The following is a 12,595-nucleotide window of genomic DNA, read 5'->3' on the forward strand; positions in this document are numbered from 1 at the left end:
CCTCGGCAAAACCCACCGAGGACAGGCACAATTGGGGCATGAGCGACAAGAAAACCCTGCTGTTGGTCGATGGCTCCAGCTATCTGTACCGTGCCTTCCATGCCATGCCCGATTTGCGTGCAGTTCCTGGCGACCCTGCCAGTCCTGCCACCGGCGCCATTCGCGGCATGATCAACATGATGGAGCGTTTGCGCAAAGACATCCCTGCCGAGTATGCGGTGTGTGTGTTCGATGCCAAGGGCCCCACCTTTCGCGACGAGATTTACCCCGAGTACAAGCAAAACCGCAGCCCCATGCCAGACGATTTGCGCTCGCAAATTGAACCCATCCATGAATTGGTTCGCTTGATGGGTTGGAAAGTGCTGGATGTACCGGGCGTTGAAGCCGATGACGTGATTGGTACTTTGGCCGCTGTAGGTGCTTCACACGGCATCGAAGTGATTGTGTCCAGCGGTGACAAAGACTTGGCCCAGTTGGTCAACGAGCACATCACCATCATCGACACCATGAACGGCAAGCGCCGAGACCTGGCTGGGGTGCAAGAAGAGTTTGGTGTCCCTGCTAGCCTCATGCTGGACTATCAAATTTTGGTAGGAGACACCGTGGACAACGTGCCGGGTGTGCAAAAGGTGGGTCCTAAAACAGCCGCCAAATTGTTGCTGGAATACGGTTCGCTCGACAACTTGATGGCGCATGCCGATGAAGTGAAGGGTGTGGTGGGTGAGAACCTGCGCAAGGCCGTCGATTGGTTGCCGACCGGTCGTCAGCTTTTGAAAATTCGCACCGATTGCGATTTGAACGGCTATGTGCCCGAGTTGCCATCGCTGGAAACCATTCGTTTGGGGGAGCCCAACGAAGCGGATTTGTTGGCTTTCTATGAAAAGTATGGATTCAAAGGTTTGGTTAGAAGCCGGGGTGCAGGCGCACCTGAATCCTCCGGTGCAAGCAAGCCAATCAAGGCTGCATTTGTGCCACAGGATGATTTGTTCGCAGAGCCCGAGCCAGTGGTGACAGTGACGGGTGAAAAACAATACGAAACTATTTTGACTTGGGACCAATTCAACGCATGGCTACCGAAGTTAGAGGCGGCAGAGGTGGTGGCCATTGACACGGAAACCACGTCCCTAGATGCCATGCGTGCAGACTTGGTGGGCATCAGTTGGAGCGTGAAGCCTGGCGAAGCTGCGTACTTGCCCTTGCGCCATGACGGCCCAGATGCACCCGTGCAATTGCCTCTGAACGACGTACTGGCCAAGCTCAAGCCCTGGCTAGAAAATCCCCTCAAACTCAAGGTGGGTCAGCACATCAAATACGACCGCCATGTGTTTGCCAACGTGGGCATTGAAGTGCATGGCTATGCCCATGACACCATGTTGCAAAGTTATGTGCTTGAAGTGCACAAGCCTCACAGCTTGACCAGTTTGGCGTTGCGACATGTTGGCAGAACGGGCATCACTTACGAAGATTTGTGCGGCAAAGGCGCGCACCAAATTTCATTTGCACAAGTCGATGTGGAAAAAGCTTCTGAGTATTCTTGTGAAGATTCAGACCAGTGTTTGGATGTGCATGGTGTGCTTTGGCCGCGTATTCAAGCCGATGCCAAATTACGCGCCATCTACGACATTGAAATTGCCACCAGCGAAGCTTTGTTTCGCATTGAACGCAATGGCGTGTTGATTGATGGCCCCACGCTGGCTGCGCAAAGCCAAGCTTTGGGCCAGCGCATTCTGCAACTCGAAACAGAGGCGTACGAAATTGCAGGGCAACCCTTCAACTTGAGCAGCCCTAAGCAGTTGGGTGAAATCTTTTTTGACAAGCTGGGTTTGCCAGTGATCAAAAAAACGGCCACTGGTGCCCGCAGCACCGATGAAGAAGTGCTGGAGAAATTGGCCGAGGACTATCCCTTGCCTGCACGCATCTTGGAACACCGCAGCCTGTCCAAACTCAAAGGCACTTACACCGACAAGCTGGCGCAGATGGCCTTACCTAGAACGGGCAGGGTCCACACGCACTATGCGCAAGCCGTTGCGGTCACAGGACGTTTGTCTAGCAACGATCCCAACTTGCAAAACATTCCCATTCGCACAGCCGAAGGCCGCAAAGTGCGCGAAGCATTTGTGGCACCCGCCGGCAGCTTGATCGCCAGTGCCGATTACTCGCAAATTGAATTGCGCATCATGGCGCACCTCAGTGGCGATGAAGCCTTGCTGAGAGCGTTTCATCAAGGCTTGGACGTGCACAAAGCCACTGCAGCAGAAGTGTTCGGTTTAACGCCCGACCAAGTATCGAGCGAGCAACGCCGCTATGCCAAAACCATCAACTTCGGATTGATTTACGGCATGAGTGCATTTGGCTTGGCCAAGGCGCTGGGCATCGACAATGGGGCTGCCAAAAATTACATCGAACGTTACTTCCAGCGCTTTGCAGGCGTAAAGCGCTACATGGACGAGACGCGCGAGCAGGCCAAATCCCAAGGCTACGTTGAAACGGTGTTTGGCCGTCGCTTGTATTTGCCTGAAATCAATTCGCCCAACGGTCCAAGGCGTGCGGGTGCCGAGCGCGCAGCCATCAATGCGCCCATGCAAGGCACGGCCGCTGACTTGATCAAGCTATCGATGATCGCTGTACAAGAGGGCATAGACCGTGAGCAACGCAAAACCAAAGTGATCATGCAAGTGCACGATGAATTGGTGTTTGAAGTGCCAGAGGACGAGGTGGAATGGCTCAAAGTGGCCGTGCCGAAATGGATGGCGGATGTAGCCGTTCTCAAGGTGCCATTGCTCGCTGAAGTGGGTGTGGGCCTGAATTGGGATCAAGCGCACTGATGAAAAGCTGCATTCAAAAATTTCTGCAAGCTTTGGGAGATGCTGATCGGCAGGTGCTGCAGCAATGTCTGCAGCAGGCCAAACAGCCCTTGCCAGAGGATGCCATGCCTTGGTATTTGGGCAGCGCACATTCTCCTGCGGGTTATCTCACACCGGCCCATGCCAAAGTGATTCTGTCCATTCGCAAAGACTGGACAAGTGTGCCGCATGGCTTGGTGTGGGATACGCCAGAGCATACGCATGCTACTCGAAGCGCAGCTTTGCAAAGTTTGGCGATTGAGTTGCGTGACCTCGGACATGTTACCGGCTGGCGCAATGAAAAATTCAGTTTCTGGCCCGATTCAGAAATCATGTTCAATGGCCAATGTATCGAGCCAACAAATGCACACCAAGCTGCATTCGAAATGGAGCGCGCAGCCTATCGGTTCTTTGGTTTGCGCAGCCATGCGGTGCATGTCAATGGATTCACCGAAGACGGTTTTGTGTGGTGTGGTCGGCGCTCTCTCACCAAACCAACGGATCCCGGCATGCTTGACAACATTGCGGCAGGCGGTTTGCCCGTGGGCGAGTCCTTGCAGCTGTGCTGTGTTCGAGAAATGGCAGAAGAGGCTGGTTTGTCGGAGGCGCTAGCCTCGACGGCTGTTGCCAATGGCCAGGTGACCACCTGCCGCTCGGTGGCCAGGGGTTGGCATCACGAAACATTGTGGGTCTACAACTTGGTGGTGCCTGCCGATGTTCAGCCGGTTAACCAAGATGGTGAAGTGGCGGAGTTCAATTTACTGGCACCGCAGCAAGTGGTTCAGGCCATCGCTTCCAAAAGCATGACCGTCGATGCGTCTTGCGTGATTGCGCATGCGGTGTTGCACGCAATTGCGCATGCTTGAGCGTCAACGCAAATTTTCTTAAAGCTAAAGTCATGGACATCAGCCTCTATTCCGTGGCCGTGATTTTTGCAGGCTATTTTGTTCTGGGCACGGCTGGCTTCGGTTCAGCATTGATCATTGTGCCTTTGTTGGCATGGCATTGGCCGCTGGCATTTGTGGTGCCCTTGGTATTGTTGATCGATGTGCCTGCAGCGGTTTTGCACACGGGTCTGAATTTCAAGCAGGTGATGTGGCGTGAGTTGCCGCCTTTGCTGCCTTCGGTGGTGGTCGGTGCCTTGGCGGGCATTGGGTTAATTCGCTGGACTCAGGGTGAGTGGCTTTTGTTGATCTTGGGCGGCTATGTCATCTTTATCGGTTGGAAAGGCTTGAGCGGCGCGGCAACAGCTGTTCGCGTGAGTTCATCTGGCTTGCACTTTGCAGGATTTGCCATGGGTTTGGTGGAAACCATGTTTGGAACGGCAGGGCCTGTGGTCATGTCGTGGTTGTCGCAGCGCGTGGCCGATCCGTTTCTAATCCGCGCGACCATGCCCATGACCATCATTGGTTTGTCCTCCATCGCGCTTGGCATGGTAGGCGCAACAGGCGGCTTGGCGGAGGTATCGCTCTGGACAGTGTTGGCAAGTTTGATGCCGTTTGCATTGTTGGGTGTTGGACTTGGACATTGGGTTTCTAAGCGAATTTCTGCGGCTGTGCTTCGACCCTTTATTTATGGCTTCTTGTGCTTGAGTGGCTTTGTGCTGTGCGCCAGGGCTTTGCGAGGGTTATATTCATGACTTGTGAATTGAGAAAATCAAATGATCCCCATTCATGTTGAATCAGCTTGGAAAGGTACTTCCGATTGCCGTTCATGCGGCATTCGCGATCTGGTTTTGTTTGCCGATTTGAATGAGGATGATTTTGGGCTCATTCACGCGCCCATTGATGACATGGCCTATCCGGTTGGAGGGCTGCTTTATTCAGAAGGCGACAAAGCCTTGGGCGTGTTCACGCTGCGCCAAGGCATGGTCAAGTTGGTTCGCTCCACAGCCGATGGCAGAGAGCGCATCATTCGCGTGTTGCGTGCGGGTGATGTGGTGGGCATTGAGGCATTGGCCACGGGGCAATACGATTCAGAGGCCGTGGCACTCAATGATGTCAAAGTCTGTCGAATTCCGTTGGGCGTGATGCACAAACTTAGCACGCAGTCACCCAGACTTCACAACCGATTGATGCAGAAATGGCAGCAAGCGTTAAAAGGGGCAGACGATTGGTTGGCCGATTTGAACTTTGGAACTGCGCGCCAAAGGGTTTCAAAATTCATTCTGAAAATGCGCCATGATGATTTGCCAAACCAAAGCAGCATGTTCTCTCGTGAAGACATGGGCGCCATGATGGACCTCAAATTAGAAACCGTCAGCCGTGAAGTGAGTGGTCTTGTTCGCGAGCAAGTGATAGAACCATTGGACAAATCGGGACGGCTGTATCGCATCCAAAACGAACAAGCACTTCAAACTGCCTGATTGCAAAAGTGATCAGGATTTGGGGGGTGTTCCTGACAAAAACAGCCTTAGAAAAAATACCGCCATGCCCATCATAAACACGATGCCGATGAAGCTCATCAGGCCGTAGTCTGTGAAAAACAAGTCGTGTAACAATTTCATTTTTTTCTCCTTCAGAGTGTTTTGAAATAGCAATGTCAATGTGTCCATCTTGCTAGGACGGTCATCAGTCCTCTTTGATCTGCGTTAAGTTTTGTAGACATTTAATTCGCAAAAATGCTGGACACGCAAATACCTAAGGGGGTATATTTGAAAGCACTTGAATTGATTAAAGCGAAGTGAAAAATGAAAACACCTCACGACTTGGTATTGGCCGCAAAACAAACGGTTCTTGAAATTCCAATTGACAAAGCGCCTGCTGTGATTGCTCAAAATGACGTGTTAATTGACGTTCGTGAGGCTGAGGAGTTTCAGTCTGGTCATCTACCTGGTGCTATTCACATGTCACGCGGCATGTTGGAGTTCAAGCTTGCAGCCAATCCGCAATATCAATCGCGCGATCTCAAAATCACTCTGTATTGCAAAACCAGTGGCAGGGCTGCACTGTGTGCTCAGTCATTGAAAGAAATGGGCTATTCACATGTGAGTTCTATCGCAGGTGGTTTTGATGCATGGCAAGCAGCAGGCTTTCATGTTGAAAAACCAGTTGCCCCATCCTTTGACTAAGACTTGATAGAAAGACTGATCTCATGAGTACCTTTGAGCATGCTGAGCTGATTCAAAACATCAATGCAAGCCTCACACCTTTTCGTCAATCTCAGCCCGATGTCATGCAAGGTTTTGGGCAATTGGCACGCAGCGCCATGGCGGAAGGTGAAGTCAGTACCAAGCACAAGGAATTGATTGCTTTGGCCATTGGTATCACGCAGCATTGCTCTGGCTGCATCGGCTTTCATGTGAAAGCACTATTGAAGTTGGGTTGTACACGCCAAGAGCTTGAAGAGATGCTGGCCGTGTGCGTCTACATGGGCGGTGGCCCTGCATTGATGTACGCTGCAGAAGCGCTCAAAGCTTGGGAAACCTTTTCTGCTTAAACCTATGGGTTAGGTTTTTGCCCGATGTAGCCCACCAGTGCCGACATACCACTGTGCCCCGGACCTTCATCGACTTCTTCCAGATAGGTTTTGATGTCCAGGACCTTGTAGCCTTTGAAAGCGCTCAGCAGCAAGTCTTCGTCGTACAGGTTTTCGAGAATGCCAGGCCCACCTGTTTTGTATTGCATCTGGTCTTTGCCATATCCTTGAATGATCAGAGTGCCGCCAGGCTTAAGTGCAGAGTTTAATTTTGTAAATATTTCTGTACGTGCTTCTGGATCGGCAAATTGAAAAAAGATACCTGCAATGGTGTCGTACTGGTTGGCTTGCCAATCAAAACTTTGCCAGTCGCTGCAATGAAAGTTGACCGCTACCTGATGTTTGGCAGCCAATTGCTTAGCTTTTGCAATGGCAATGGGTGAGAAGTCGAATGCATCAACGTCATAACCTTGCGATGCAAGCCAAACGCTGTTACGGCCTTCACCATCGGCAATGCACAAGGCCTTGCCTCTTTGAAGCAAGGGTGTTTTGTCAGCCAAGTATTGATTGGGTTTTTCACCAAAAAGGTAATCGTCCGTGGAGAAGCGTTCATTCCAACGCGCCAATGGGTTAGAAAATTGAGTCATGCCAGGTTGCTCCAATTGCCTATGTTGTGAACTTGGCGGTATCCGTTTTTGAGCAGCAGAAGTTTAGCCATGCCGCTGCGGGTGCCGCTGGCACAGCACACCACCACTGGCTTGTCTTTGGGTATTTCGTTCAATCGGCTGCTTAATTCAGACAGAGGGATGTTGACAGTGCCCGCTGCATTGGCATTGGCAAACTCGCCTACGGAGCGAACATCGACAAGTGTGGCGCCTGCACTCTTCAGAACTGGAAGCTCTGACTTCACTTGTTTGGCGCGCCACCATTTGTAAGTCCACCACAGAATTAAGAGTACAAACGGCCAATACTCTTTGATCAATTGTTGCATCGATTACTTTCTAACTTATTCGCAATCCGTTGTGACTCATTCAATCTGTCAGCAGCCGATATGTGACCATTCTGTTTAGAAAGCTTCTTTTTCAGCTTCTAAATATGCAAGGCTGGTGTACTTGCCAATGTTGTTCTCAAAGCCCTGCATGTCTGTGGCACGTTTTTTCACGCGCGGGTCATTGAGAACCATCTGTTTGGCTTCAGCCTCTGACTTGCCATCTTTGACGGCCTGTAAGCAGGGCTCCCAAATGCCCGCCAAAAACTGGCCATAGGTCTCGAGTAAATTTTTAGCAGGTTGACCATGACCCGGCAGCCATAATTGCTGGCCTGCGTTGTCGCTGAGCGCTTTGAAATACTTGAAGGTGCCAGGGTAAGAGCCGTCATCGATGTTGGCAATGCGGTTGGCCATGGCAATGTCGCCCACGCTGGTGACTTTGTCTTGAACCACTTCAACACACAAGTCGGCGTCGGTGTGGGCGCGGCCATAGTGATGCATGACCAAATCGACGTCGCCAAATTTGAACTTTTGGCCGTGGGTGACCACCTTGTTGGGCGGCACAGCCTTGGTGCCAGCCGAAGACTGATTGGTCCAACGCTCCATCAAAACACGCCAAGTATTGCCTTCGATGCCCTTGATGGTTTCTTGTGTCTTGGCCAAAGCGTAGATGGGCAACTGTGTGCCGTACTCTTCAGCAAAGGCATGATTGCCCAACCAATGGTCGCCATGGAAGTGGCTGTTGAACACGGCTACCACAGGCAAAGGCGTCACTTTTTTGATCATGCGAATGGCCATCTGGCCAATTTGTAAAGAGCTGCCGGAATCCAAAATGATGACGCCCGCAGTGGTGACCACAAAGGTGACGTTGGACATCATGCCGCGATTTTCGGGCGTGGGAAATCCATCGGGTGCAAAGATCATCCACACATGTTTGGACAGTTGGATGGGCGGAATGTCTTTAACAGGTGGGCCCACCAAAAAGTCTTGCACATCAGCTGCAAAAGTTTGCAGCTCTGGCCACATGCCCACCAGCCCCGCGCCGATGGCGGATGCCCCCAAAAAAGTGCGACGTGGTAAGACCGGCGTTGCGTGCTGTTTCGTTTTGAAGTGGGTCATGAGAAGACTCCTGTTAGGCCACGTACCCTGGGTTGGGCAAGCCGCCCGTGATCTTGGGTGCATTCAGTTGACGGGGCTTGATGCGGCCGTTGGGTTGGGTTTTGAGCCATTGCTCCACCACTTCCCACACTTGCTTGTTGCCTTGCGTGCGGGCTTCTTCGGCAACGGGAGCCCATCCAGCCACTTTGTATTTTTTGCCAGACTCAATGAGCTTGCCGTTCAGGCGCATTTCTTCGATGCGCTTGCCCATGCCTGCGGTGGGGTTGCAGTGGTATTGCAAGCCGCCCACACGCACCATGTCGCCACCTTGTTGGTAGTAGGGGTCTGGGTTGAACAGGTTGTCGCAAACGTCTTCAAGCACCGTCTTGATGGTTTCCCCGGTCATTTCAGTGACCGTGGCGTAAGAGTAAGTGGTGGCTGTCATGTCCAACAACCATTCCCTCGTGATGGCTTGGCCAGGCAAAAGAGTGGTGCCCCAACGGAAACCTGGCGAGAAGGCGATTTCGGCACCTTGAACATCCATCAAAGCATCGACCAACAGTTGGTCGCCCGTGCCATTGAAGTTGCCGCGTCGATACAAGAGGCCTTCAGAGATGCCCAGTTTTTCGTTCAGTTTGCTCTCGTAGGGCGCGCGAATTTTGGTAATCAGCGCATCCATCTCTTTGTCGGCGGGCAGCATGTTGGAAAACACTGGCAGCAATTTGTAACGAAAATCGGTGACGCGTTTTTCTTTGACTTCAAAGTCGAGCACGCCCAAGAACTTGCCGTTGGAGCCCGCGTTGGTGACGATGGTTTTGCCGCCTTTGTTGCTGACCAAGGTGGCCACGGGCATGCCGTCGTGTGTGTGGCCGCCCATGATGGCGTCGATGCCACTTACGCGGCTGGCCATCTTGAGGTCAACGTCCATGCCGTTGTGGCTGAGCACTACCACCACCTGCGCACCTTTGCCACGGGCTTCGTTCACCATGGCTTGCATGTTTTCGTCTTGAATGCCAAAGGCCCAATCGGCCACCATGTAGCGTGGGTTGGCAATGGGGGTGTAGGGGAAGGCTTGGCCAATGATGGCGCACTGCACACCATTGATTTCTTTGATGACGTAGGGCTTGAAGACGGGGTCGCCAAAGTCTTGGGTCTTGATGTTTTGCGCCACAAACTCAACTTTGCCGGCAAAATCTTTTTCAACAATTTCTTTCACGCGGTCCATGCCCAGTGTGAATTCCCAGTGGCCCGTCATCACGTCTACGCCCAATAATTTGCAGGCGTCCACCATGTCTTGGCCGTTGGTCCAAAGGCATGTGCCTGAACCTTGCCATGTGTCACCGCCATCGAGCAACAGGGCGCCTGGTCGGCTGGCTTTCATGCGCTTGACCAAGGTGGCCAAGTGTGCAAAGCCACCGACCTTGCCATAGCGTGCTGCCGCTTTTTCGTAGTTCAGATAGGTGAGGGCATGGGCTTCGGAAGTGCCAGGCCGGATGTTGGCAAACTTGAGCAAATGCTCGCCCACCAAGTGGGGCAAGTTGCCCTTCATGCTGCCCAAACCCAGATTGATGCTGGGTTCGCGGAAATAAATGGGCTTGAGCTGTGCGTGGCAATCGGTCATGTGCAAGAAGGACACATTGCCAAACTTGGGAATGTCGTACAAACCATTGGCCGCTGTGGCTGCATCGGCGTTAGCATAGGTGCCCATGCCCAAACCGGCCATGGTGCCTGCGCCCATGACCTGCATAAATTCACGTTTAGAGAGGTTCATACTTCTGTCTTTGCTAATATATATGGGCTTTTAAAACCCGGATCGACCGGGTTTTAAAACGGCTTTATTTGTTGACGGGAGATTGAGGGTCCAGCAGCAATGCCACCAAGTGACGCACTTGATCTTCGGACAAGATGCCGTTGTGACCCGCACGTGGCATGTTGGAGCAAGCGTTGTAGGCTTTGGAATTCCAAATTTTGCCCCAGGTGTATTCCACAATCAGTTTGACATCTGGGCTATCGGGATTGCTGACGCTGCGAATTTTTCCGTAGTTGTAGAGGCTGGGGCCAATGGTGCCGTAGGAAATTTCTTTGGGGTCCATTTTGTGGCAGTTGTAGCAGTTGCCACCACTGACCGTTTTGGCATCATCCGTGAAGGTGAGGCCGCGACCGTTTTGAGCGATTTTTTCGCCTTCTTTCCAATCGCCCAGGAACTTGCCGTTACTGGGCCACTTGATGGTTTTTAAGTTGGCCGCTTCTAGGGCTTGAGCCGTTTTCTCATCCAGAGGTTTGCCGCTGGCATCGGCTTCGCTGCAAGCCTGATTGGTTTCATCGATGTTGGACAAGATGCTGGCTTTGACAATGCCTTGATCGCGGAATGAGGCTTTCATTATCTGCTGTGTGAGCGCCTTCAGGTCAGAGGCACTGGGCACAGATGCGCAACCAACAGCCAGCAACGCTACAGCTGCGAGGGCCAGGCTGGTACGAAGTTTTGAATTCATTTTTTTCATGGCATGGACTCCGATTTAGCGCTTGATGGCGGGGGCAATGGACGCAGAGCCTTGAGAATTCACGCCCAAGTAAACGCCCAAGGCAATGGTGGCATCACTGCCAAAACCAGGGTAGGGGAAGCGCTGCTGACGGTAGCAATCGTTGAGGCGTTGCTGCATGCCCCACATCTGTCCATTCGAGACACGATAGGCCGGCCATGCGGCAAAGCCAATGCCATCACCCGGATTTTTGGTGAGGTTGGGCAGGTCCTGCAGGCGAATGCGTTTGCCATCTTCTGCATGGCAAGAGGCACAGGCGAAGTCATGCGGTCCACCGCGTTGGAAGAACAAGCGCTTACCGACTTCGTAAAAAGTTTTCTCTGACGCATGGGCTTGCGACAGGTTGAATTTCATGCCTTTGGATTCGGCTGCCAACCAAGTGGCCAAGGCCGTGACATTGACTTGTTCGCCTTTGCCAAAGGGCGTCTTGGCAATTTCGGCGGCATTGAAGCCCTGCAAGGTTTCCATGCAGGTGAGCAGCCTCGACTCCATATCTTGCACACGCCCAGTGTCCGCAAAATATTTGGGCAACTCGACAAAGACGCCTTTGTAGACACCGGGGCCTTTGCCTAAATCACATTTTTCAAGCGAGGCATTTTTGGGGCCGCGTTTTTGAGTCCACAAACCTTCGCCTTTGGCTTCGAACAAGTCGGCGGGGTTGCCGTCTTGCAACATGGCGCGGTATTCGTCAATGCCTTGACTGGCGGTTTTTTGAGCCAAGCTGCTGAGACTGAGGGCCATTAAACCTGCAGCCAAAAAGAAGGAGAGTTTTTGCTTCATGTGCGCCTCAATGTGTCAACTTCAAAAACTGAAAAAGGGTGAAGATTGCGCTTCACCCTTGATGTGCAACTTGGTGACTTAGGACACCGTGGCTTCGTCGGTGCGGGTGTCACCCTTGCTGTCTTTCCATGTGACTGCAATTTTGTCACCGGCTTTAGCGCCTTTGACTGCAAATTGCAAAAATGGATTTTTGGATACAGCGGGTCCCCATTCAGCGGCCAAAACGGGTTTGCCGTTGTGTGTCGCAGTAACTTCTTGAATGAACCATGCAGGTACTGTTTTGCCAGCCGCATCTTTGCGCTGACCGGATTCCATTTCGTGACTCATCAGAACACGAACAGTTGCTTTATCACCAGAGGCTTGGGCGCGAATGCGCATTGGATCTGCCATTTTTTTCTCCTGATATATGTAAATGAACTAAGGTGTGAAGGGCTTAACCGCCGCACCCACCCAAAGTGACTTTGACTTCTTTCTTGGCGAACAAAGCCTTGCCGTCAGCCATGATGGCCACAGCGTAGACATCAGATGATTGGCCCATCTTGGCACGTGTAGAGAAATTGGCTTCGACAGCATCGCTTACGTGGAACATGGCCACCAATGCTGCGGGGTTCTTTTCGACCAAGACCAACATTTGCTTGACACCTGGCAATGTGGTGCTGGCACCCAAAGGAACCACAGCGCCATTTTCTGCAATGTCAGGACCTGTGATGGAAACATCTTTGCTTTCAGCAATGGCGCCACCGCCGTAGGCCTTCACTGCGTCTTGAACCGACTTGGCATCGAAGCCGGTTTTGTTAAAGGCTGCGTGAGCAAATTGAGGGAAGCCAGCAGAAGCCAGCAAGCCTGCAACCACCATGCTCTGTTTGATTGTCTCGCGACGAGTTTGCATCTGATTCTCCTTGTGAATAAGTTGATGCTATTGAAATCTG

At 52.2% G+C, this 12,595-nt stretch carries 15 protein-coding genes; 6 read left to right on the forward strand and 9 right to left on the reverse strand.

Annotation, left to right across the window (positions count from 1 at the left end):
* Positions 1 to 38: 38 nt before the first annotated feature.
* Genes polA through L103DPR2_RS05930 form a run of 4 tightly spaced genes read left to right on the forward strand, consistent with a single transcriptional unit; the run spans position 39 to position 5,208 of the window.
* Positions 39 to 2,825 carry a DNA polymerase I gene (polA, locus tag L103DPR2_RS05915; protein ID WP_055360182.1) on the forward strand — a complete coding sequence of 929 codons (2,787 nt, stop codon included), beginning with the start codon at positions 39 to 41 and terminating at the stop codon, positions 2,823 to 2,825.
* The gene (locus tag L103DPR2_RS05920) at positions 2,825 to 3,709 is read left to right on the forward strand and encodes an NUDIX hydrolase (RefSeq protein ID WP_055360183.1); all 885 of its coding nucleotides are present in this window, start codon (positions 2,825 to 2,827) and stop codon (positions 3,707 to 3,709) included. The genes polA and L103DPR2_RS05920 overlap by 1 nt, the downstream gene beginning before the upstream one ends.
* A 32-nt stretch (positions 3,710 to 3,741) precedes the next feature.
* A complete protein-coding gene (locus L103DPR2_RS05925; RefSeq protein ID WP_055360184.1) occupies positions 3,742 to 4,482 on the forward strand; it encodes a sulfite exporter TauE/SafE family protein in 741 nt (246 codons plus the stop codon).
* 21 nt (positions 4,483 to 4,503) lie between these two features.
* Entirely contained in the window at positions 4,504 to 5,208 is a 705-nt protein-coding gene (locus tag L103DPR2_RS05930) for a Crp/Fnr family transcriptional regulator (protein ID WP_055360185.1), read from the forward strand.
* Positions 5,209 to 5,220: 12 nt separating this feature from the next.
* Here L103DPR2_RS05930 and L103DPR2_RS14210 read toward each other — a convergent pair whose 3' ends face one another.
* Positions 5,221 to 5,349, reverse strand: a complete 129-nt coding sequence (locus L103DPR2_RS14210) for a DUF3149 domain-containing protein (RefSeq protein WP_082466735.1) — start codon at positions 5,347 to 5,349, stop codon at positions 5,221 to 5,223.
* Positions 5,350 to 5,532: 183 nt separating this feature from the next.
* Between L103DPR2_RS14210 and L103DPR2_RS05935 the strand changes: the two genes are divergently transcribed.
* Positions 5,533 to 5,913 (forward strand): rhodanese-like domain-containing protein, encoded by a 381-nt coding sequence (locus L103DPR2_RS05935; RefSeq protein ID WP_055360186.1) that lies wholly within the window; start codon positions 5,533 to 5,535, stop codon positions 5,911 to 5,913.
* A 23-nt stretch (positions 5,914 to 5,936) separates the two neighbouring features.
* Entirely contained in the window at positions 5,937 to 6,281 is a 345-nt protein-coding gene (locus tag L103DPR2_RS05940; protein ID WP_055360187.1) for a carboxymuconolactone decarboxylase family protein, read from the forward strand.
* 2 nt (positions 6,282 to 6,283) lie between these two features.
* On the opposite strand, the gene L103DPR2_RS05945 is transcribed toward L103DPR2_RS05940, so the two are convergent.
* The 8 genes from L103DPR2_RS05945 to soxY all read right to left on the reverse strand — a co-directional run bounded on the left by L103DPR2_RS05945 (position 6,284) and on the right by soxY (position 12,555).
* Complete coding sequence (locus tag L103DPR2_RS05945) at positions 6,284 to 6,907, reverse strand: class I SAM-dependent methyltransferase (protein ID WP_055360188.1); 624 nt, start codon at positions 6,905 to 6,907, stop codon at positions 6,284 to 6,286.
* Positions 6,904 to 7,251: a rhodanese-like domain-containing protein gene (locus tag L103DPR2_RS05950; RefSeq protein ID WP_082466736.1), complete on the reverse strand. Its 348-nt coding sequence runs from the start codon at positions 7,249 to 7,251 to the stop codon at positions 6,904 to 6,906. The genes L103DPR2_RS05945 and L103DPR2_RS05950 overlap by 4 nt, the downstream gene beginning before the upstream one ends.
* Positions 7,252 to 7,326: 75 nt before the next feature.
* On the reverse strand, positions 7,327 to 8,367 hold the full coding sequence (locus L103DPR2_RS05955; protein WP_055360189.1) for an MBL fold metallo-hydrolase: 1,041 nt from the start codon (positions 8,365 to 8,367) through the stop codon (positions 7,327 to 7,329).
* A gap of 13 nt (positions 8,368 to 8,380) precedes the next feature.
* Positions 8,381 to 10,117 carry a thiosulfohydrolase SoxB gene (soxB, locus tag L103DPR2_RS05960; protein ID WP_055360190.1) on the reverse strand — a complete coding sequence of 579 codons (1,737 nt, stop codon included), beginning with the start codon at positions 10,115 to 10,117 and terminating at the stop codon, positions 8,381 to 8,383.
* 64 nt (positions 10,118 to 10,181) lie between these two features.
* On the reverse strand, positions 10,182 to 10,847 hold the full coding sequence (gene soxX, locus L103DPR2_RS05965; RefSeq protein ID WP_055360191.1) for a sulfur oxidation c-type cytochrome SoxX: 666 nt from the start codon (positions 10,845 to 10,847) through the stop codon (positions 10,182 to 10,184).
* 15 nt (positions 10,848 to 10,862) lie between these two features.
* Complete coding sequence (soxA, locus tag L103DPR2_RS05970) at positions 10,863 to 11,666, reverse strand: sulfur oxidation c-type cytochrome SoxA (RefSeq protein ID WP_055360192.1); 804 nt, start codon at positions 11,664 to 11,666, stop codon at positions 10,863 to 10,865.
* A gap of 78 nt (positions 11,667 to 11,744) precedes the next feature.
* Complete coding sequence (gene soxZ, locus L103DPR2_RS05975) at positions 11,745 to 12,056, reverse strand: thiosulfate oxidation carrier complex protein SoxZ (RefSeq protein ID WP_197274912.1); 312 nt, start codon at positions 12,054 to 12,056, stop codon at positions 11,745 to 11,747.
* A gap of 43 nt (positions 12,057 to 12,099) precedes the next feature.
* On the reverse strand, positions 12,100 to 12,555 hold the full coding sequence (gene soxY, locus L103DPR2_RS05980; RefSeq protein ID WP_055360193.1) for a thiosulfate oxidation carrier protein SoxY: 456 nt from the start codon (positions 12,553 to 12,555) through the stop codon (positions 12,100 to 12,102).
* Between the last annotated feature and the right edge of the window lie 40 nt (positions 12,556 to 12,595).

Origin of the sequence: Limnohabitans sp. 103DPR2, assembly GCF_001412575.1 — a bacterium.
Taxonomy (GTDB): Bacteria; Pseudomonadota; Gammaproteobacteria; order Burkholderiales; family Burkholderiaceae_C; genus Limnohabitans_A.